Origin of the sequence: Sphingobacterium sp. UBA3519 (genome assembly GCF_002377215.1) — a bacterium.
In the GTDB taxonomy this organism is placed as follows: Bacteria; Bacteroidota; Bacteroidia; order Sphingobacteriales; family Sphingobacteriaceae; genus Sphingobacterium; species Sphingobacterium multivorum.
In genome coordinates, this window is record NZ_DFPI01000033.1 from 1 (window position 1) to 21,626 (window position 21,626).

Consider the following 21,626-nt stretch of genomic DNA (forward strand, 5'->3'; position numbering starts at 1 on the left):
AGCTACGGAATCTTACTTCTTTGTTTTTGAACTACCGTTCCTTGTTTGAAGTGATGCAAAGATAGGATTAATCCCTATTCCACGCAAGTATTTGTGCCATAAAAATGCGCTACAGCTGTTTAGGGCTTCATTTTTAGTGGTTTATTTTTTCTTTTAGGAGAGGAATTCTCGATCTTCATCCGATAATTGAGGTTTTTTGTGATCGTTTTCTTCTTCCGATTCGTCTATTTCCTCCTGTTCGTGTACCTGCTGTTTCTTTTTTCCGGTTTTTAGCAGCGATACAAACACAATTCCGGCAATAAAAAAGGCCAATAGTAGCTTCCATAGTGCCACTTGTGATTCCCCGAGAAAATTGAGCTGCACCGATTGCGGATTCTTGACACAGACAACTGTGATGATAACCGTAATTAAGATTAAAAAGATATTACGCATGTTACTGTAAGCTATATGTCGTTATTGTAGCAGCGAATATAGGGAATATCTGTTTTTAATCGATATCGATCTTTGCACGATTTAAGCGCAAAGAATTCAAAATAACCGAAACGGAACTAAAACTCATTGCGGCAGCTGCTATCATGGGTGACAAGAGAATTCCGAAAGATGGATATAGCAGGCCGGCTGCCAAAGGAATTCCGAGTATATTATAGACGAAAGCAAAACCCAGGTTTTCCTTAATGTTACGAAGCAATTTATGACTCAGTACTTTTGCTTTGGCAATTCCGGTCAGGTCTCCTTTCAACAAAGTCAAAGAAGCACTTTGTATGGCAACGTCAGTACCCGTACCCATGGCAATGCCGATATCGGCTTGAGCAAGGGCAGGGGCATCATTGATACCATCACCGGCCATCGCGACCACATGACCTTGTTGCTGTAATGTATGAATCTCTTGCAACTTATCTTTGGGCAAGGCATTGGCTTTGAAATGCTTAATGCCGACTTGATCCGCCACAGCCTTTGCCGTATGGACATTATCTCCAGTCAGCATGACTACATCGACTTGATGTTTTTGGAGGTATTGAATTGCCTGCTTCGATGAAGCCTTGATTTGATCTGAAATACTAAAATAGCCCAATAAGGTTTGATCTTTTGCGAGGAAAGACACCGTTTTTCCATTGGACTGAGCGGTTTCAGCCATCTGCTTCATATCGTGTGGAACTGCTATACCGATAGACTCCATCAACAATTGATTGCCAAGTGCTATACTGTTTCCGTTTATGTTTCCTTTGATTCCTTGTCCCGCTACGTTTTCGAAATCGGAAACTTTATTTTCTGTTTTACTGTTTTCTTTTTTTGCTCTTTCAATAATAGCATGACCTAAAGGATGTGTGCTATTGGCATTTAAAGCGGCAGCCAAAGACAATATTTCGTCTTTGCTACTGGAGGAGTTTGGTTGAATATCATCGACGGTGGGTTTTCCTTCGGTGATGGTACCTGTTTTGTCTGTTAGTACCACATCGACCTGGTTCATTTTTTCCAGTGCACTTGCATCTTTGATCAGGATGCCATGTTTGGCTCCTTTGCCGACACCAACCATGACGGACATCGGTGTCGCGAGCCCCAAGGCACAGGGGCAGGCAACAATTAGTACGGCAAGTGCATTGGCAAAGCCGAACGCTAAGGAAGCAGAAGGAACCCAGAGCCACCAGGTAAGAAATGTCAAAATTGCAATGATAATGACAATCGGAACAAATACCTCGGATACTTTATCTGTTAACCGTTGAATGGGTGCCTTGCTTCTGCTGGCATCATTAACAAGTTGAATAATCTGAGCCAAGAGTGTGTCCGAACCAATACGCTCTGCTTTCATGAGGAAACTGCGGTCGCCATTGATGGTTCCTGAACTGACATGATCGCCTTCCTGCTTTTCTACCGGAATAGGTTCACCCGTCAGCATGGATTCATCGATGCTGCTGTTGCCATCCGTAATTTGTCCGTCGACTGGAATTTTATCACCGGGTTTTACTTTGAGTATATCACCAAGTTGAATTTGATCTATGCCTATTTTTTTATCGATTCCATTTTCCACGCGCGTAGCTTCGGAAGGACTCAGCTTGATCAGTTCTTTGATCGCTGAATTGGTTTTGGAATGTGCTTTAGCCTCCATCACCTGGCCTAACAATACCAGTGTTAGAATGACGGTAACGGACTCGAAGTAAAGCGCAATGTAGCCATGGTGATTTTTTAATTCATCAGGAAAGATCTGCGGAAAAAATAGACCTACCAAACTATAGACAAACGCAGCTCCAGCACCAAGTGCAATCAGGCTAAACATATTAAGGCGCCAGGTTTTGAAAGATACCCAGCCACGTTGAAAAAAAGACCAACAGGTGTAAAAAACAACCGGTAAAGATAAAACCAATTGTATCCATCCCGACCAGCTGGGCGGAATGATTTTACCGATCGGGTTGCCCGGAAGCATTTCACCCATGGAAAGTATAAATATGGGCACAGTAAATAGGATGGAGACCCATAATTTCATACGAAGATTACGATAGGTATGATCGTCGTCCGCACTATTACCATTGGCTATAGGCACAAGGTCCATACCACATATGGGGCAATTTCCGGGATGGTCTTGTACAATCTCAGGATGCATTGGGCAAGTATATTGAAGGTCTGTCTTTAACATGGGGACTTTTTCCAGGTTCATGCCGCATACGGGGCAGTTTCCTGGTGAGTCATAAAGCTTTTCGCCTTCGCAATGCATGGGACAATAGTATTTATCTGCAGACGTACTATGATGTGCTTTGTCGGGTGTAGCTAATGTTTGTGACTGATGCATTGTCGCATTTGACTGAGCGGAATGATTGTGTTGCTGTTTGCTATGGATAGGCGGAACTTCCATGGATTGATCGGAGGGAACCTCGGAAGTATGCTGATGTGCTTCGCCGATTTGATATGGCCCCAATTTGGATATTATTTCCTGTAATTGCTGTAACGGAATGTGTTTCTGGGATGTTATTGTGATGCTTGGCGGGTTTAAAGTCACCTCGGCATGAACCCCAGGTAACTCGTTCAATGCATGTTCGATTGTTGTTTTACATCCATCACAGGACATTCCTGAAAGTGTATAGCGGTGTTGCATAGCGTTGTCTTTGTTGCCTAAAGTTAAAAGTTATATCGAGTTGATTTTTACACTTTTACCGGGTTTTTTTGTAAAATTTCCCGTTGATAATATGCTTTCAATTTGCCCCATTTTCTAGGTCGAGCCAGCTTTATAGTCTTCGGGAGACGGAATGTGATGTGAAAAACATCGAAATCACGCTATGATAAACACAATCGAGCGATGTTTTGTTTGCTTTGGGGATAGCTATGGGGGTTGGAATATCTCGTTGATTAAGCTAATAGCATCACTTGGGGATGTTTGATCAATGTATTGATGCTGACCTGCTCTTTCAGCAATGCTTCATGAAAAGGCGCCGGGATCATTAATTTAAATGTTTTTTTTGTGGTCTTGACCATGAATAGGGCGCCGTGAACGACCTGTTTATCATCTATGATCAACGTGTGCTGTTTTACCAATTGGCTTCCCAATTTTTCCTTTTCGATGAGCTGTATAAGTTGTTGCATTGTATCAGAATATTTAGCCAAAATTACCAAATACTTAGCATTTATTGTTTTTTTTTCTAATCGTCGCTCTTTGAAATTTATCCACTGCTTTCCACCTTTTATTATCTTTTTAATAGCTAATAATCGTTTTAGCAAAGAAGAGTTTTCAAAACTTAGCGCAATCGATTGCGTATTTGGTCTGCTAAAATGCTAAATATGAGCAGCATGTGTTTGCTAAAGTTTGTTTAACTTTTTTAGCTTTGTGCAACAAATATCCAATAAAACAATATTATGAGTGGTATAACTACACTAGGTCAATTTATCATTGAAAAACAGGCCGATTTTCCATATGCTAAAGGGGAGCTTTCTAGACTCTTGCGCGATATTGGAATTGCGGCAAAAATTGTAAATAGAGAGGTAAATAAAGCGGGATTGGTTGATATTTTAGGCGATGCAGGCCAGGTCAATGTGCAGGGCGAGGGACAAAAGAAACTGGATGTTTACGCTGATGAACAGTTTATCAAAGCACTTCAAAGTGGGGGCGAATGCTGTGTAGTTGCCTCAGAGGAGCATGAAAATCCAGTTTACATCCAATCAGGGGTTTCCAAAAATGCCAAATATATTGTGTGTATTGACCCGCTGGATGGCTCAAGTAATATTGATGTCAACGTATCTGTGGGGACTATTTTTTCCATTTATCGACGAATTTCTGATACGGGTGTTTCTTGTAATAGCAATGATATTTTACAACATGGAACGAAACAGGTCGCTGCAGGTTATGTGATCTATGGTAGTTCAACCATGTTGGTGTATACAACCGGAAAGGGCGTAAACGGATTCACATTGGATCCATCGATCGGCGAGTTTTGTTTATCCCATCCCGATATGAAAATTCCGGCGTCGGGCCAAATTTATTCAATTAACGAGGGAAATTATTCCAAATTTCCAAACGGCGTCAAGCAATATATCAAATATTGCCAAATGGAAGACAGTGCAACGAAACGCCCCTATGCGTCACGGTATATCGGCTCAATGGTCGCCGATATTCACCGTAATCTCCTCAAAGGGGGCATCTTTCTTTATCCAACGACTTCTGCACACCCTAATGGGAAACTGAGATTGATGTATGAGTGCAATCCAATCGCTTTTATTATCGAGCAGGCCGGAGGTAAAGCTTCGAATGGATCTCAGCGTATACTAGCTATTGAGCCAAAAACTTTGCACCAACGATCAGCAGCTTTTTTGGGCAATACCGATATGGTGGAATTGCTGGAAGATTTTCTGAAAAAATACAGTGATTGATTCTGTAGTGATTCAATGACAGGTAAGATTCTTTAGACCATAAGAATTATTTATCTTTGTCCCCAGAAAATGGCTTCATTATTGCGAAGCCATTTCTTTTTCACGATTTGTAATATGTTACGATTTTTAGTTTTTATTTCATTTATTTCAGTAGTATTTTTTTCTTGTAAAGATAACCCTCCAACTTATGGCGATGTGCTGGCGAAGGAGTTTGAAAATAAGTCCTATAAGGATTTTGACACAGCTGCTTACGTAAAAGTCTTCCGTGACGTGTATGCTAAGGAAAAATCCCAATTGGTTAATCCGAGCTGGATGAAGGAATTATCGGATTCTACTGAAGGGATGACTTTAATTGCCGAACATCTCTTTGATGGTAGTATCGATACTATGATTACTTACTTCGAGCGAAGCGAAGAGCATGGTATTCGGACCAGTTATTTCCATACGGCTGCGATTAAGGAAACGTTGTTTTCGCTTCGAAAACTGAAGGGCAAAGATGTTGCCGAAGTTTATCCTTTATTGGCGAAGCTTGACTTATTGAGCACTGATGGACTCGTGGCTTATATCAGCAGTATCAAATATGGTGTGGTTAATCCCAAACGCCTTTATGGAAGGTATTTCGTTCCTCAAAAACGTATGAGCTATGGCAAAGTTGTCAACTTGTTGGACAGCGTGAAAATCGGAAACGTCTTGGCCGATATACAGCCTAAAAATCAATATTATACTAGATTTCAAGATTTGTTGGAAAATGGGAATCTAAACAGTGCACAACGAAGCCAGGTGTTAATGGTATTGGAAAAATTGCGCTGGATGGGGGATGCTTTTCCGGAGAAATATGTATTTGTGAACATACCTGAACAGCGTTTACATATCATGGAAGATGGGAAGACAAGCCAACTGATGAATGTGTGTGTGGGTGAAACAGACAATCCGGCATATACGCGGAAAGGTGAGAACCATGAGACGCCTGTGATGCAGGGGATGTTGGATGCCATGCAAGTTAATCCGGTATGGAATATTCCAAGCAGTATTGTTAAGAAAGAATTATTGGCAAGTGTTCGGAATAATCCAAACTATTTGGCGTCGCGCAATATGGTGGCTTATTACAAAGGTAAACAAGTGGATCCTACAACTGTCAATTGGAATTCGGATTCTGTGGAGAATTTTCGTTTCAAACAGAATCCCGGTTCGGATAATTCATTGGGGAATGTAAAGTTCCTGTTCGAGAATCCCTATTCTATTTATCTACATGATACGCCGGCAAAACAAATGTTTGGGCAAAGCAACCGGGCGGTCAGCCATGGTTGTGTGCGTGTAGAAAAACCTGTGGATTTGGCTTCTTATCTTGTCAATAATGAAAAACAGGCCGAAAAAATTGCGAAAGAAATTACGACAGATTCCATTTCAAAGTCTCGCTGGGTAACACTAAAACGGCAGATGCCAGTTTATATCACGTATTATACAACTTGGTTGGATGACGAAGGTAAAATTGTTACTTATCCGGATATATACGGGTACGACCCGCGTTTAAAGGAAGCGTTAAAGAAGTATTGGACAAATTGATGAGAAAGGCTTAACCAAATGCGTTAAGCCTTTTTTTTATAGCTAATATTCAGAGTTGTAGGCTAGGGCTATCCGGACAAAAGGATAGTCTTTGTTGACGTTGTTATGGTCTTGATAACGACCTTCCAATCTAAAGTAACCAGAGTAAAGGTTGACGCCAAAGTTCTTCCAGATACGCATTGAAGCACTCGTGGATGCCGTATGAAGAAAATGGTGGGATTTGTTACCACTGATTGTGACAAAATATCCACCACGATAATCTACACCAAATTTAAAGCGGTTTAATGTGCTCAATGTAGCCGAAGCCCTAACATCAGCTCCGGGTCCGTAATCGTATGTGCGGCTTTCACCAAAATGGAGGTAGGGATCGGGTACAGCGGCCAATACCACCGGACCACCACCAAGAATGGTTGTCAGCTTGGTACGGCTACCAATATTGAAGTTTGAAAAGACATTGTAATTGATGCTCTGGGATCCGTAATAAAAAGCTTCATTGCGCAGAAAGTCAAAATGTGCAGACACGATACCACGGTGGCGTCCTGTTAAATTAGAGAGAATACGGTTTCCATATAGCGAAGCATAGACATTGACCGCATTGACAATGGAACTATCATCTGATCCGAGTTCCAAATTGAGGAAGAAGTCATCAAAGGGTTTCTTTTTGTCTATATCATTGTTGGTGTAAATCAGTTTGATACGTGCATATACGTCATTCTTTCCTTTATTTAAGATGTCATGTTCTTTGGCATCAAACCGTCTTAGCCCCAATTCAACTTCGGTGTGCACTAAAGAACTGTCGATAACAGCTCCCTTGACCTTATCTCCCCAGCGCCCATCAAGCAGTCGGTTGAGTCCGTTTATCGGATTGATCAGCATGGCCAGTAGTTCTTTTTTATTACGTTGTCCTTTAGTTAGGCTTGGGCGTGAAAGAATATGATGCGATAGTCTATGGGTCATTTCACCTAAAATAGTACCCCCAAAGCTTGTGTTGATGATATCATTGATGGATGGGGGTTCGGTTTCACCTGCAGTTTCCCAGATATAGCTACCAGCTACGGTTGCAGCTGTTGATTGTAGAAAACTATAGTTGTTGGATCGGAACGAATTGAAATAAAACTGACCGTGATAAGGGTGCGCCATTTGATTTGTTGCAAAAAGATTGTCGTCCCAGGTCCAGGCAGACAGTTTTAAATGGCTAAAGAAGTTTTTAAAGGAAATATGGGAAACAGGATCTTTTCGAATGAAGTAATTAACCGAGGCAGGAATAGCCTGGATGGAGAACCACTCAATTCCCGCCCTTAAGAAGTTCTTTTTTTGGTAATCAAATAGACTGTCTGTTTGTTTTACATTGATACGATGATTGTTCCATGGTTTTGGCTGCTCGCGGTGGAACAAGTGATTTTTTTCGACTGATGTCGCTCGAAATAGGCTGTCTGAATTCATTAAAGAGTCTCTTGCTGGAAGTAGTGCTGCCTTACTTGGTCCTATATTCCCGAGCTGGACAAGCACCCAAAAGATAAATATAAAGAGACTATAGTGACGTTGGTTAATGCGTTGTTTGATCGAAATGAACATACTGTTTTGCGATAAAATTTGTAAAGAATAACAAATATAGGATAAAAGTGTTTGTGCGATTAGTACCTTTGCATCAATTATCCTGTTCAAGTAATTTAGAAATGAACAATACCTTTGAAATATTCAATATAAAATCGATCAATCTTAAGAATGAGTTGTTTGCAGGATTAACGGTCGCGATGACGATGATTCCGGAATCACTTTCGTTTGCTATTTTAGCTGGATTACCGCCTTTAACGGGACTTTACGCAGCATTTTTAATGGGTTTGACTACTTCCATTTTGGGAGGCAGGCCAGGGATGGTCTCTGGAGGTGCTGGTGCAACAGTGGTTGTTTTAATGGCCCTGGCGGCAAGTCACGGTATTGATTATCTTTTTGCTGCTGTCGTCTTGGCGGGGCTTCTACAATTTTTGGTCGGACTTTTTAAATGGGGGAAATTTGTACGCTTAATTCCGCAGCCTGTGATGTACGGTTTTTTAAACGGACTGGCCATCATTATTTTTATGGCGCAAGTGGTCCAATTTAAAGAGAATACAGGATCGGGGGTGGAGTGGATGTCGGGAAGTACCTTATACATCATGGGCGGACTGACTCTACTGACGATGTTGGTCGTGATTGGATTTCCTCGGATCACAAAGGCAGTCCCGGCCTCTTTAGTCGCTATTCTCGTTGTGTTTGGCTTGGTTTCTCTTTTAGGAATTGATACCAAAAAAGTAGTAGATATAGCCTCTGTTAGTGGGACATTACCCCATTTACATTTACCCAATGTACCCCTGAGCTGGGAAACATTGCAACTGATTTTTCCGTATTCGTTGGTGATGGCCGGAGTAGGGTTGGTGGAATCGCTTTTGACACTAAATATGGTGGACGAAATAACCGCGAGCAAAGGAAATGCAAACCGCGAATCCATGGCACAAGGGGTAGCCAATGCAATCAATGGATTTTTTGGAGGAATGGGTGGATGTGCTATGGTTGCTCAAACACTGGTCAATTTAAATGCTGGTGCACGCACGAGGCTCTCTTCTTTTATTGGAGCCATGACCATCTTAGTGATTATTTTGGTAGGTGCTCCTTTCATTGAACAGATACCAATGGCAGCGCTGGTCGGTGTGATGATGATGGTGGCAATAGGTACCTTCCAATGGGTGAGCTTGCGTATTGTCAATAAATTTCCCAAATCAGATATTTTCGTTGGTATTCTTGTCGCAGCGATTACGGTGGTTTTACATAATTTAGCACTGGCGGTGCTTATTGGTGTCGTGGTATCCGCACTTGTATTTGCCTGGGACAATGCAAAGCGCATTCGGGCAAGAAAATATTTGGATGCCGAGGGCATCAAGCATTATGAAATTTATGGACCGCTTTTCTTTGGTTCGACAGCTAATTTTTTGGATAAATTTGATGTTTTGGAAGATCCTGACCGTGTGATTTTAGATTTTAAGGAGAGTCGTGTGGTGGATATGTCCGCTGTGGATGCGCTTAACAAAATTACCGAACGCTATGCCGCACAAGGGAAAAAGATCGAATTGTGGCATCTCAGTGAGGATTGTCGCTCACTGCTAAAAGATGCAGCAGACATTGTGAAGGTCAATATCGTCGAAGATCCCACTTATCGGGTCATGCCGGACAAGTAGACAATTTTTTGCGCAGCTCAAAAAACAGTTCATTTCCCTGTCTTTGGGGAATACTATTGGTGGAATCTGCCAGGTGTAAAATGTCAAATTTAGATTTGAATAATTGTTGGTATTCTGTTTGATCTCCACCGAAAGGTGGGCCTTGCTGCGCAAATTCCCGTTTGAACAATAAACCCATCAGTATACCCTGAGGCTTGAGCAAAGTATGCATTTGTTGTACATAGCTGGGGCGTAATGAAGGATCCAGTGCACAAAAAAAGGTTTGCTCAATTATATAGTCGTACTGGCCCTGGTGCTGGAAGAAATCTTGACATAGAATTTGGATGTTAGGGTTATTTTCGAATTCCCTTTTTACCTTTGCAACGAGTGTTGGGGCGATATCAAGTAAGGTAATTTGACTAAACCCCATGGCAAGGAGAGCCTTCGCCTCGTAAGCATTTCCACAACCGGGAATTAAAATTGCCGCATCTTTAGCAATAGACCCCGCTGCATAGTTGATGATTGCAGGGGATGCGTAGCCAATATCCCAGCCTTTCGATTGGGTCTTATAACGTTCATCCCAATAGTTTTCATCCAATAGTGAAGAATCCATAGCTATTTTGTTCTATATACTTTAGCAATTTACATAAATATTAGGTCAATAGCGTGCTTCTCTCCAATGAAAATTGCGTTTAGCTATCCTCTCGGAAGTTGATCATCTAATTTCAATTTTGGGAGCTATCGAAAAGGAGCAAAGTGTTGTAATTCACTTGCGTTCCATACGATATTAAAATTTATAGCGTTCAATTACTCTAGTAGGGCAAGTAGCCTGTGTTTTTAGATGAATTATATTAAAGTAGTCTTATTTATTGTTTTATTTCTAATTGTTGGTCTTGCATATGCTAACCAAGATTGGAATGGTTTGGAGAGCGCGCATCACTATATCGGTTATGTGCTGTTAACTGTCTATATATCAGGATCAATTATGTTTGTGTACAAACCTCTTAAAGGAGATAGAAAATTGAGACGACATTTTTTTATCCGGTTTTCTGTGGTTTGTATCGCCTTCCTGCTACTTCTTGTCCCATATTTGATTCTTAAGCAACAAAATGATGGTTTGGGGGCAGGATATTTACTCTATTTTATGACAGTCAGTCTTGCGGCACCCTTGTCTGTTTATGCCTTTATTGAGATCCTATGGTTATTTACGCAAAAGAAATATCCGCAAATAGGTATTAATCTATTGCTTGTTGGTTATATCTACTGCCTTTTTTTATTCAGTGGTCTATTTGGATATTAAATCTACGGGAGACACGGACTTGTAATCATCGTCTTTTAATCGGTTAAAATTAAGAATGGTTCTGTTCGTTTTTCGGGGATTACCTTTATTGTAAAAAGAATCAATGATCAAAATTGCTGTTTGCTTCTTATCCGAAAAATTGCTAATTTAATAAGGATTCTTAAACCTGAATTTAAAGGATCTCGAGTGTAAACCTGATCAGGTCCCTATTCTTGAAGATAATAGTTTTATAACCAATTAATGGATTGAGGTATGATACACAAAGTAGTTTCCCTTGTATTGGGAGGAGGTCGAGGGTCGCGCCTTTTCCCATTGACGCAACAGCGTTCGAAACCAGCGGTTCCAATAGCTGGAAAATACCGTTTGGTCGATATTCCGATTTCGAACTGTTTGAATTCAGGCTATAATAAGATCTTCGTACTGACGCAGTTCAATTCAGCCTCTTTGAACACACACATCAAAAATTCTTACAATTTCAGCATTTTCAGTAAGGGCTTTGTCGACATCTTGGCTGCAGAGCAGACCAATGAGGGCGATCGTTGGTTTGAGGGTACCGCTGATGCGGTCAGGCGCACGCAGAAGCATCTCCTTAATGTCGATTACGACTACATTCTTGTATTGTCTGGTGATCAGTTGTACCAAATGGATTATTCAAAGCTGATTGATTTCCATGTTGAAAATGGAGGCGATGTTACCATCGCTACGATACCAGTCAATGGTAAAGATGCTACGGGATTTGGTATTTTAAAAGCGAACGAAGCGAATGAGATTACTGCTTTTGTCGAAAAGCCCGATAAGGATGAAGTATTAAATTGGACCTCAGAGGTTTCAGCGGTTTTGCATAAACAGGGAAGGCATTATTTGGCATCTATGGGGATTTATGTTTTCTCAAAAAACATATTGCGCAACCTTTTGATCGCCAACCCGGGGATGGATTTTGGTAAAGAAATTATACCTGATGCTATCGAAGCACTTCGGGTATTGAGCTATCAATTTGATGGGTATTGGACCGATATCGGGACCATCAAATCATTTTTTGATGCCAATATTGGATTGACAGATGATATTCCGGATTTCAATTTGTTTAATGAAACCGTGTATACACGTGCGCGGATGCTCCCGCCTTCGAAAATTTCGGGTACAACGTTAAATAATACGGTAATTGCCGATGGATGTATTTTAAATGGCGATAAACTGGAGAGGTCTGTTATTGGGATACGTTCCCGTATTGGTGAAGGAACGGTTATTAAATCGACCTACATGATGGGAACTGATTACTATGAGCAGTTGGAAGAAGTATTGGAGTTGGGAAATACACAAAAGCCACCACCGGTAGGTGTAGGTAAACGTTGTTATATCGAAAACGCAATCTTGGATAAGAACTGCCGAATTGGAGATGACGTTCGTATCATTGGTGGACCGGGTTTGAATGATGGCGATTTTGATACGCATATGATCTGTGATGGGATTGTTGTTGTGAAAAAAGATGCGGTCATTGCCAATGGTGTGACGATAGGACTTTGATCATACATAAATTTTAAATCTAAAGCCCGCTGTTCACATCAATTCATGAAACAGCGGACTTTTGTTTACGCTTTTTGAGCAGACACATCTTCATGTGCCGATTACGCTTTCGCCCTACGGCTATTCAACCTATAAGGGAAGCTGACCCTCTGACGAAGGTGGATGCAAGATGCTTAGTTTCCGAGTTGACAATGCCCGTTGTCTTTTTTTACTGGATATTTTAATATTATCTTTGCGCACGATAAAATAAATACGGATAAAATGAGCACTTACAAAAGATACTTTGTTTTTTATTGTATCCTGGTTTCACTTTTTGTAGTACCGGCTACCTCAATTGCCCAAATTCTGTCGGAACAACCGTCGGATTCGAGCCGCGGATCTCATTTTTTTAAGAAAGTTCCTTACAAGGAACTGGCTGTTCCTGTAGGACTGATCACCTATGGTGTCGTTGCCAAAGGAAATCCTTTTTTAAAGGGGATAGATGAAGACATTAGAGACGGCGTATCGAGAGGAACTAGCCGAAAAATTAAGTTGGACGATTTCACCCGCTTTGCTGGAACTGCCGGAGTATTTGTTTTGGACGCGGTAGGGGTGCCTGCCAAACATAACCTTAAACAACGCCTGTTTACGACAGCGGTTTCTAATATTATCATGACTTCAACCGTGAAAATTATGAAATCCACCATTCCCGTATGGCGGCCTGATAGTTCAGCGAATAATTCCTTTCCTTCGGGGCATGCTGCTACTGCGTTCGTTGGTGCCGAACTGTTTTGGCAGGAATATAGACAGGAGTCAATTTGGTACGGTATTGCAGGATATGCTGTTGCAGCAGGTACCGGTTATCTGCGGATGTACAACGACAAGCATTGGTTCTCGGATATCGCTATGGGAGCTGGGGTCGGTATCTTAAGTACTAAAATCGCCTATTGGTTGCTCCCTTTGGTAGACAGTCGATTACAGAATTCGAAAAAGAGCTATGTTGTGCTTCCAACATATAACGGGAGACAATTTTGTTTAAACGCTAGTTTACAGTTTTAGGCTCATTTTTTTAAGCCCCATTCGGGGTCTCTACATTGATCGTATTCGGCTTGCCTCAAAACAAAATTTCCTAGATAGTATTCGTACAGGGGTATAAATCCACTTTAAACCCCTGTATTCACTACAGTTTTTAGGTGTTCTACCTGAAGATCGGCACTGCTGTGTCAGCCATTTCCATTCCCTATTTCAGCATGTAACGTTTATGTGAACTTCGGATTAAAAAATCATGTTAATTTCGTAAATAAGAATTTGTTTTTTAAATTTAGTAGACAATCTAATCCACTTTTGCTGTTTTTTACAAAAAGAAAAGCAGGCTAAGTAAATAAACCAAAGTTGAGCCTAAGGGTTCTTTATTATTTTAAACCAATTTGTAATTATGATGAGAAATTTTTTTCTTCATGGAAAGGCGAGACCCATTAGCCTTTTGGGGCTCTGCCTGCTGTTTAGTCAGCCTGATTCTTACGCACTGAATCTGGATCCGATCAATGCTATTGTCGATCAAGATCAGGTTACAGGGATCGTCAAAGATGAGAAAGGTCAGGCATTAGCCGGCGCTACCATCACCGTCAAAGGAACATCCGTTCAAGCATCCTCCAATCAACAAGGTATTTTTTCTATTCGGGCCAAGCGTGGTGATGTTTTGGTCGTGAACTACCAAGGCTTTACAAAACAGGAGGTAGCCGTTTCCGCAGGCAACATCAGTGTTGTTATGGTTTCGAGTGATCAGGCGCTTGAAGAGGTCGTGATCATTGGCTATGGTAAGCAGCGGAAAGGGAATATCACCGGTTCCGTCGCTACCGTCAATGCAGAACAGCTAAAGAATATCCCCAGTTCAAATCTTTCCAATTCACTTGCCGGTAGAGCAGCGGGGGTCAATGTCACCAATACTTCGGGGATGGCTGGAGCATCGTCGAGCCTGCGTATCCGGGGGAGTTTTGCCGAGCCACTTTATGTAATTGATGGTGTGGTCCGCGATAAAGCTGCATTTGATGTGCTTGAAGCGAACGAGGTCGACCAAATGACCTTCTTAAAAGATGCAGCGACTGCCGCAGTGTACGGCACCCGGGCGGGTAATGGCGTTGTCGTTGTGACGACGAAAAAAGGAACAGCGCAAGCACCAGTTTTTAATGTACAAAGTAATTATACTTTTAATACGCCAACACAGGAACTTCTTGCGAATTTAACGACTGCACAAGATGAACTCACCTATCAAAATAGGGTCGCCGAATTTCGCGGTCTTTCCATCCCAAATGGACAAAAAGAGTTTGATTATTTCAAGGATAAAAATTACAATGCAAATGATGTGATCTGGCGCAATCCATTTACCCATCGCCAATCCATATCGGTCAATGGTGGTGGCGACAAAATTACTTATTATAGCTTGCTGAGCTACCGCAAAGAAAATGGATCCTATAAATCTTTGGACCATGAGAAGTTCAATTTGCGCAGCAATATCTCCGCGCAGATTACCGAAGATTTTAGCATGGATTTTAATATTTCAGCTAACCAGACCAACTCGAAGCGCTTTTTTTGGCCTTTTAGCACATCTTCCAATGATGATGATTTTGATGTATCCGATTTCTACCGTGTTACCTTCAACTGGCCAAAGATGTATCCGTTTTACTTGAATGCAGACGGAACACCGAGCAATACGCCAACGGCTTATCCCGTACAGACACCTATGGGAAGCTGGCAGGCATGGAATGTGATCGATCAGGTCATCGGGGATCGTTATATCGACCGCAAAGTGCGGCAGGTTAATCCTATTATGACCCTAAATTTGAAGCTGGATAAATTGGTACAAGGTCTATCGACAAAACTTGTGGGGAGTTATCTTGCCAGTGACTATATGCGCAAGCGCTATATGAGCTTTCAAAAAAACTACACCTTTACTTCACTGAATCCAAATGACAACCGCTTTATACCGGCCCCACCTTCGGAAGCGAATATCAATATCTTTACTTTTAGTCAGAGTCAGCCTTTCATGGATTACAGCCCACAACGATTGTGGGAATATCAGGTAAACTGGTTTTTAAACTATAACCGCAAATTTGGTAAACATTCCGTCGATGGGACATTGGTTTATGAGCAGTCCAAAAAAGGAGGGACGTACGTTACTTCACGGGCAGAGAATCCGATTACAGCCCTGGATCAGATGTTTATTTATCCTACAGATCGGAACTTTAGGTCGACAACTGCCAATGAAACAATTGATTCAAGACGCGGCGTGATTGGGCGTGCTAATTATAATTATGCAGATAAGTATATTGCGGAGTTTTCTTTCCGCTACGATGGATCACCTTTGTTTCCTAGCGATAAACGGTGGGGCTTTTTTCCTTCAGTCTCGGCAGCCTGGCGTGTATCGGACGAGAACTTCTTTACGGATATAAAGAATACGATATCAGACTTGAAGTTCAGAGCTTCTTACGGTACAACGGGTAATGATTTGGATGTAAATGCTAATCGAATCGGTCAGTTTGGCTATCTGGAAAAATATTACAGCTCTGGTGGCTATATGTTCGGAGATCGCTATTACAATGGTATTGCGTATGGTGCAACACCGACGCAGAACCTCACTTGGACGACTTCTAAAAGCGTCAATCTCGGTTTGGATTTTGGATTTATTAAGAATAAGCTGACCGGTAGCCTAGATCTGTTTTCACGTAAGGAAACGAACATCCTAGGACCAAGATCACTGAAAGTTCCGGATAACTATGGTCGCGCACTTGCTCCTGAAAACTATGCCGCAAGAAGTTACAAAGGCGGGGAGATTTCGTTGAACTGGAATGATAAGGTGGGCGAGGTGACCTATGGGCTCAATGGGAATCTGGGTTATGCAAAAGACCGCTGGGATATCATTGACGAGGAACCGGCGTATGCTGCCGGCCAACCGCAGAACTTTCGTTCCAGAATTGGGCGGCCAGAAAATAGAATTATCGGCTTAGAGGCACTGGGTTTAGTAAGGACACAGGCTGAAGCCGACGCACTGAAAGCAAAAGGATTTAAGACCTACGGAAGGGATCCTTTTCCTGGGATGATCTTATATAAAGATATTCAAGGGGCGAACTACTCAGGAGGTCCGGATGGGAAAATTGATGATAACGATTTGCAGTTATTGTCAGACAATAATTCTCCGCGCATCAATTACGGGTTTGGCTTCAATGCGAGCTGGAAAGGCTTCTATGTCTCGACATTATTTCAGGGGGTTCTTGCTTATGATCGGATGATCAGCAATCAAGAAGGTGGTGGAATGCGTCAGCATGGCGATACTTTCCGTCCATATTACCCGATTTGGGCTTCCGATGTCTGGACGCCGGATAATACCAATGCGAAATACCCTCGTCCAACAGGCTATTCTGGTTGGGCTGAGTCTGGTGCAGCTCCTTCGTCGTTCTGGATAAGAAATGGAGCCTATCTGCGTTTACGCGATGTTAACGTGTCTTACCGATTGCCGAAAAGCATGACCGAGAAGATCCGTGTAAAAGATGTCAACCTGTTTTTCAATGGAACCAATTTGTTTGTTTTTTCGCCGATGAAAGAATTCCATGATCCGGAACAAAAGCTGTATGATTCTTATCCAGTCATGAAAACCTTTACGTTTGGACTTGATGTTAAATTTTAAATGAAAAAAAGATGAAAAAAATATATTATCCTTTAATAGCGTTGGCTCTGTGTATGTCTTCCTGTAAAAATGTGCTGGACATTGAAGATCTCAATTCGCTGGATGAAGCTAAAGTATGGGCCGATCCAAATCTAGTCAACGGCTATCTTGCCAATCTATATCCACTATTTGGCAACTGGAACGCTGGTGCGGATGGAAATTCGGAACAACTAATTGGCATCGCTTTCCCTTTGGATGCGGTCACCGTCAACAATGGTTCTTACAAATCCTGGGATTATACAACCATCCGAAAAATTAATACGGCGATCCAGAAAGTTGGTGAAAGTACTGTGCTAAAAGCGGACTTCAAAAATGCGGTGATTGGGCAGTCTTTGTTTCTCCGTGCCTATATGTATTTTAATATGGTCAGGATTCATGGTGGGGTCCCTTATATTACGGTACCTCAAGATTTAAAAAATGATGATCTTAATGTACCCCGCAATTCTACAAAAGAGTGTTTTGATCTGATGATCAAAGATTTGGATCAGGCTATTTCCTTACTGCCAAAAACGATTGCCAAGGGTACGGCAGATTATGGAAAGGTTGACGGTGATTTTGCGGCAGCTTTTAAAGCGAAAGTATTGTTATATAAAGCTTCACCCCAGTTTAATCCTTCCAATCCTTATGGAAATGCCTATTGGCAGGAAGCCAACACTGCGAATAAATTGGCTTATGAGCAACTTAAAGCGGATGGCTATAGTTTGACTCCAGATTATTCCAATATTGCGCTGGTTGAAAAAGGACCAGAGGTTGTTTTTGCTGTGATTAATACTTATCCAAATAAAGTCGCTAATTGGGATAATGGCGTACGACCCGGCTCCGAAAGTAGAGGGCCAGCGGGTTCCGTTCCATCCTGGGAATTTGTAAAAGCTTTTCCAATGAAAGATGGAAAGCTTTATTCCGATCAAACGGGCAAATACTATAAGACAGAAGATCAATTTTTGCAATCCTATTGGGAAAACCGCGATCCGCGTTTTGATAAATCCATTGTGTGGAATGCCAAGATTTATGAGGTTTCAGGAAAGACCGGCAAACGACAATACACTTCTGTAGGTATTGCTCCGGCTTTAGATGACTTTGGTATAAACCCTAACGCAAAAACACCTTCTTCCAATTTGGATCGATATAGTGGATTTTTTATCTTAAAAAACTCTAAATTATCATTAAAACAGACCGAAGTGGAAACCCAGTATGATGTGGATTTTGTCTTGATGCGCTATGCCGAAGTCCTGTTGAATTATGCTGAAACAGCAAATGAAATCGGAGACTTTGCGACAGCCTTAGATTTGGTGACACAGATCAGAAAAAGAGCGGGTATAGAACCTGGTGCGGATAATAAATATGGTATTGCAGCGACTACGAAAGAGCAAATGCGTGAAGCCATTTTAGCAGAGCGTAATATTGAGTTCTGCTTTGAAGGACATCGTTTTTGGGATTTACGACGGTTACGTAAGTTAAATATACTAAACAATACGACAAAGCATGGAGTTGAAGCTATTGCGATCAATGCTAATGGAACTGAAATGAAACTGGAAGATGCAAATGTATTGGCCAAAACATACACGTTGAAAGAGAATCAGTTTAAATATAGTGTCTTGCAGGTGCCTAGTACAGGAAACAAAGTGAACCTGGTACCAGATACCTATTATTTCTTTCCAATAGCACAATCAGTCATTGATAAAAATCCGAATATCAAGCAGAATAAAGATTGGGGCGGAACATTTAATCCAACCCTAGAATAGTGTATTCACTAAACCCATTCAATAAAAAACACCCTCAACGGCTTTCGCTGTTGGGGGTGTTTTATTTAAATTTCATTTATGGCGAGTTTTTTAATCGCCCGATTGAGCCTTATTTGGATGATAATTTAAAAACTCTTGAACTGAGTCTACCCTGGCCTTTGATTTTGATTTCTTCCGGATAAAGCTCCAAAAGACCATAGGCATTGCTTGTGGGTGTTTCTATCATACCTTCCATGGTCACAAAAGGAATATTGTTTACCATCACATAATTGCCTTTATGATTATGACCGGAAAGTACCAGTTTAACTTCTGGGAATTTGTAGAGTATATCAAGAACTGGCCTATTATTGAGTGTTTCATAACCATTTTCTGGCAATAAGGGATGATGTGTCAATACGATCACATGCTCCTTATTTTTCCGCGCTCGGGCAAGTTCGTTTTGCAACCATAGGAGTTGTTTATGATCAACTCCGCCATTCCAGGGTTGCGTATTTTTCCTTCCGTCTGCCTGTAGGCTACCCACCAAGATTTTCCATTCACGTTGGTCTGCTGAATTGGGCGTTGTGGCATATTCACTGAGCGCATTCGTATTTAAGAAAACAAATCGCCATTTCCCTTTTGTAAATGCGTAGTATTTAGCTGGCATCCCAAAAGTGGTGTGCAGAAGATCTGGTTTAGATACGCTGACATAGTCATGGTTGCCAAGTAGACAATACATCGGTTTTTTTAAAGGGTAGAGATGTTTTAACAATACAGGTAGATCTTTTGGACCTTCGTCGACAAGATCGCCAAGAACCAATGAAAAATCGACTTTATTGCGATTAAAGAAGTCTACAGCGGTATCGACTTTCATTAAAGAATTGTGGTAGAACCGGCTACCGTGGTCTGTTTTGTCTGCGTATTGCATATCGGCCATGATACCGATACGGAGAACCGGCGTGTTGGATTGTGCCATGCTGAATAAGCCGGGTAAAGAGCAGATGACGAATATGGAAAGAAACTTCCATTCCTGTTTGATTTTTAAGCCAATCTGTTTCATTTTTTTAGCGTTTTAAAATATGTTGCTATAAGAATATATTAGTCCGTATTCCGGTAATGTTGCTTTGCTGTCTGTTTAGTCTATTTTTTGAACCACTGTTCTGGGTAATTGATTATAATGTTATCACGAGTATACTGAGAATAAATTAGAGATTCAAGTAAATTGAATACACAAACGTTTGTGTAAATTGATGGATCACTAACGAATTATAAATGATTGCCAACAAATATAAACTATCGATTTTTTAGCTATTGTAAAACTGTAAATTGGCGATTGTGGTGTTTAACGAATAAAAGGTTTAGGTATATAGATCATATGAAATTGATTCGTGCAATAACAATTATTCTGCTTACTTGTTATGGTATTTTGTTACCAATTTATCTCGGAATTATACTTCCCGAATATTGGGCTTGTCGGAAATGTATTTATGAGGGGGCTATGGGCACTGATATATGGGGAAACTCAGTACAGTGTTTTGGCGACAGTAAAGCGTTTGGTGAAGCTATTTTCCAGTTTTCGTCTTTTCTGGTCTCGGGATTAACAGCTGTGTTGATTGTAATTTTTTTAAGGGCTTATTATTTGAAACGAAATGCAAAAATAAATACGTATGATAAAGAAAATCCTGATTAGCTTGACTTCAATTACCATTATTGGCTGTTGCTGGTTTTTTTTACGCTATTCGACGCTATCGACTTGGCACCTACAAAAAATAATCATTTGGCAAGCGAGGAAAAATGGAAAATAGAGCAGCAGGCTGATATTGATAGCTGTGAAAAGCATGTGCTGAAAAATCAGATCGATTTACGGCGCAGAAACGCAAAACGAGTCTCTGAACTTGCTTTTCGAACTCAGACTATTTTGTTTTTTGTAATCTGCATACAGATTGTTCTACTCTTAATACTTCTATTAGTTCCCAAAAGATATATTCTTAAAATTTAAGAATGAAAATGCTGCTGACTAATTTGAGTTTGTCAATAGGACAAGCTGGTCGTTGTTGTTCTGCAAAACATGGATGACTAGTATTCAAAAAAAACGTATTTTCACAATAGACAAATTTTATCCATACCAGTAAGGACTAAAAAACTATATCAATGATCAAACAGAATTCGGCGGAGAGAGTCACTATTTACCTGAATACAAAAGAAGAATGGCGATTTTGGCTCGAAAACAATCATCATATAGCACAATCAATTTGGGTGATCTGTAATACTAAAAAATCAAATTTACCGGTGGTCAACTGGACTGAACTTGTGGATGAAGCATTGTGTTTTGGTTGGATTGATAGCACACGGAGGCCGATTGATGCCTATTCATTCATGCAGTTATTTAGCCGAAGAAAACCCAATAGTACCTGGTCTAAAATTAACAAAGAAAAAGTTAAAAAACTAATCGATGCGAATCTAATGACTCCAGCGGGGCATGAGGTTATAAAAATAGCACAAGAAAATGGCTCTTGGTCAATTTTGGACAGTGTGGAAGAATTAATTATTCCCGAGGATCTGGATGAAGCATTTCAACATTATGCTGGTTCAAAAGATTATTTTCTTGGATTGAGTAAATCCGTCAAAAAAATGATGTTGCAATGGATTGTTCTCGCCAAAAGACCAGATACCCGCAAAAAACGCATTGATGAGATTGCCGCAAGAGCAGCAGAAAAAGACAGGCCTAAGCAATTTCAGTAAAGTATTCAATTGTCGAAATGAATCAGGTCTATGGTATT

At 41.0% G+C, this 21,626-nt stretch carries 16 protein-coding genes; 10 read left to right on the forward strand and 6 right to left on the reverse strand.

Annotated elements, in window-relative coordinates; genetic code table 11:
• Window positions 1-153 precede the first annotated feature (153 nt).
• The 3 genes from B3297_RS20430 to B3297_RS20440 form a co-directional block, all read right to left on the reverse strand.
• Window positions 154-432: a lipopolysaccharide assembly protein LapA domain-containing protein gene (locus B3297_RS20430; RefSeq protein ID WP_286754434.1), complete on the reverse strand. Its 279-nt coding sequence runs from the start codon at window positions 430-432 to the stop codon at window positions 154-156.
• 55 nt (window positions 433-487) lie between these two features.
• Entirely contained in the window at window positions 488-3,085 is a 2,598-nt protein-coding gene (locus B3297_RS20435; RefSeq protein WP_286769700.1) for a heavy metal translocating P-type ATPase, read from the reverse strand.
• 251 nt (window positions 3,086-3,336) lie between these two features.
• Window positions 3,337-3,570 (reverse strand): hypothetical protein, encoded by a 234-nt coding sequence (locus tag B3297_RS20440; RefSeq protein ID WP_046676375.1) that lies wholly within the window; start codon window positions 3,568-3,570, stop codon window positions 3,337-3,339.
• Between the two features lie 270 nt (window positions 3,571-3,840).
• Between B3297_RS20440 and fbp the strand changes: the two genes are divergently transcribed.
• Window positions 3,841-4,851 (forward strand): class 1 fructose-bisphosphatase, encoded by a 1,011-nt coding sequence (gene fbp / locus B3297_RS20445; protein ID WP_286754437.1) that lies wholly within the window; start codon window positions 3,841-3,843, stop codon window positions 4,849-4,851.
• A gap of 114 nt (window positions 4,852-4,965) precedes the next feature.
• Entirely contained in the window at window positions 4,966-6,414 is a 1,449-nt protein-coding gene (locus B3297_RS20450; RefSeq protein ID WP_083295796.1) for a L,D-transpeptidase family protein, read from the forward strand.
• Between the two features lie 42 nt (window positions 6,415-6,456).
• Here the strand turns inward: B3297_RS20450 and B3297_RS20455 are convergent, their stop codons facing one another.
• Window positions 6,457-7,989, reverse strand: coding sequence for a DUF3943 domain-containing protein (locus tag B3297_RS20455; RefSeq protein ID WP_053003933.1), 1,533 nt, complete (start codon window positions 7,987-7,989; stop codon window positions 6,457-6,459).
• Window positions 7,990-8,090: 101 nt separating this feature from the next.
• Here B3297_RS20455 and B3297_RS20460 point away from each other — a divergent pair, with 101 nt between their 5' ends.
• A complete protein-coding gene (locus B3297_RS20460) occupies window positions 8,091-9,623 on the forward strand; it encodes a SulP family inorganic anion transporter (RefSeq protein ID WP_201639384.1) in 1,533 nt (510 codons plus the stop codon).
• On the opposite strand, the gene B3297_RS20465 is transcribed toward B3297_RS20460, so the two are convergent.
• Complete coding sequence (locus B3297_RS20465; protein WP_286769699.1) at window positions 9,607-10,215, reverse strand: methyltransferase domain-containing protein; 609 nt, start codon at window positions 10,213-10,215, stop codon at window positions 9,607-9,609. The genes B3297_RS20460 and B3297_RS20465 overlap by 17 nt on opposite strands.
• A gap of 228 nt (window positions 10,216-10,443) precedes the next feature.
• On the opposite strand from B3297_RS20465, the gene B3297_RS20470 reads away from it, so the two are divergent.
• The 6 genes from B3297_RS20470 (at window position 10,444) to B3297_RS20490 (ending at window position 18,867) form a co-directional block, all read left to right on the forward strand.
• Complete coding sequence (locus tag B3297_RS20470; protein WP_286769698.1) at window positions 10,444-10,902, forward strand: hypothetical protein; 459 nt, start codon at window positions 10,444-10,446, stop codon at window positions 10,900-10,902.
• A 252-nt stretch (window positions 10,903-11,154) separates the two neighbouring features.
• Window positions 11,155-12,426, forward strand: a complete 1,272-nt coding sequence (locus B3297_RS20475; protein ID WP_046675878.1) for a glucose-1-phosphate adenylyltransferase — start codon at window positions 11,155-11,157, stop codon at window positions 12,424-12,426.
• Between the two features lie 61 nt (window positions 12,427-12,487).
• The gene (locus B3297_RS24915; RefSeq protein ID WP_083295797.1) at window positions 12,488-12,571 is read left to right on the forward strand and encodes a hydroxyisourate hydrolase; all 84 of its coding nucleotides are present in this window, start codon (window positions 12,488-12,490) and stop codon (window positions 12,569-12,571) included.
• A 116-nt stretch (window positions 12,572-12,687) separates the two neighbouring features.
• On the forward strand, window positions 12,688-13,464 hold the full coding sequence (locus B3297_RS20480; RefSeq protein WP_286769697.1) for a phosphatase PAP2 family protein: 777 nt from the start codon (window positions 12,688-12,690) through the stop codon (window positions 13,462-13,464).
• A gap of 376 nt (window positions 13,465-13,840) precedes the next feature.
• Window positions 13,841-17,086, forward strand: a complete 3,246-nt coding sequence (locus B3297_RS20485; protein WP_286769696.1) for a SusC/RagA family TonB-linked outer membrane protein — start codon at window positions 13,841-13,843, stop codon at window positions 17,084-17,086.
• Window positions 17,087-17,097: 11 nt separating this feature from the next.
• Window positions 17,098-18,867: a RagB/SusD family nutrient uptake outer membrane protein gene (locus tag B3297_RS20490; protein WP_286769695.1), complete on the forward strand. Its 1,770-nt coding sequence runs from the start codon at window positions 17,098-17,100 to the stop codon at window positions 18,865-18,867.
• A 109-nt stretch (window positions 18,868-18,976) separates the two neighbouring features.
• Here the strand turns inward: B3297_RS20490 and B3297_RS20495 are convergent, their stop codons facing one another.
• Window positions 18,977-19,906 (reverse strand): metallophosphoesterase, encoded by a 930-nt coding sequence (locus tag B3297_RS20495; RefSeq protein ID WP_201639378.1) that lies wholly within the window; start codon window positions 19,904-19,906, stop codon window positions 18,977-18,979.
• Between the two features lie 1,091 nt (window positions 19,907-20,997).
• On the opposite strand from B3297_RS20495, the gene B3297_RS20500 reads away from it, so the two are divergent.
• Complete coding sequence (locus B3297_RS20500; RefSeq protein ID WP_286754446.1) at window positions 20,998-21,588, forward strand: YdeI/OmpD-associated family protein; 591 nt, start codon at window positions 20,998-21,000, stop codon at window positions 21,586-21,588.
• Window positions 21,589-21,626 lie beyond the last annotated feature (38 nt).

Coding starts and splice junctions, on each gene's coding strand:
- B3297_RS20430 (WP_286754434.1), bottom strand. CDS start 432: ATGCGTAATATCTTTTTAATCTTAATTACGGTTATCATCACAGTTGTC.
- B3297_RS20475 (WP_046675878.1), top strand. CDS start 11,155: ATGATACACAAAGTAGTTTCCCTTGTATTGGGAGGAGGTCGAGGGTCG.
- B3297_RS20490 (WP_286769695.1), top strand. CDS start 17,098: ATGAAAAAAATATATTATCCTTTAATAGCGTTGGCTCTGTGTATGTCT.
- B3297_RS20440 (WP_046676375.1), bottom strand. CDS start 3,570: ATGCAACAACTTATACAGCTCATCGAAAAGGAAAAATTGGGAAGCCAA.
- fbp (WP_286754437.1), top strand. CDS start 3,841: ATGAGTGGTATAACTACACTAGGTCAATTTATCATTGAAAAACAGGCC.
- B3297_RS20480 (WP_286769697.1), top strand. CDS start 12,688: ATGAGCACTTACAAAAGATACTTTGTTTTTTATTGTATCCTGGTTTCA.
- B3297_RS20470 (WP_286769698.1), top strand. CDS start 10,444: ATGAATTATATTAAAGTAGTCTTATTTATTGTTTTATTTCTAATTGTT.
- B3297_RS20500 (WP_286754446.1), top strand. CDS start 20,998: ATGATCAAACAGAATTCGGCGGAGAGAGTCACTATTTACCTGAATACA.
- B3297_RS20450 (WP_083295796.1), top strand. CDS start 4,966: ATGTTACGATTTTTAGTTTTTATTTCATTTATTTCAGTAGTATTTTTT.
- B3297_RS20455 (WP_053003933.1), bottom strand. CDS start 7,989: ATGTTCATTTCGATCAAACAACGCATTAACCAACGTCACTATAGTCTC.
- B3297_RS20495 (WP_201639378.1), bottom strand. CDS start 19,906: ATGAAACAGATTGGCTTAAAAATCAAACAGGAATGGAAGTTTCTTTCC.
- B3297_RS20435 (WP_286769700.1), bottom strand. CDS start 3,085: ATGCAACACCGCTATACACTTTCAGGAATGTCCTGTGATGGATGTAAA.
- B3297_RS20460 (WP_201639384.1), top strand. CDS start 8,091: ATGAACAATACCTTTGAAATATTCAATATAAAATCGATCAATCTTAAG.
- B3297_RS20485 (WP_286769696.1), top strand. CDS start 13,841: ATGATGAGAAATTTTTTTCTTCATGGAAAGGCGAGACCCATTAGCCTT.
- B3297_RS20465 (WP_286769699.1), bottom strand. CDS start 10,215: ATGGATTCTTCACTATTGGATGAAAACTATTGGGATGAACGTTATAAG.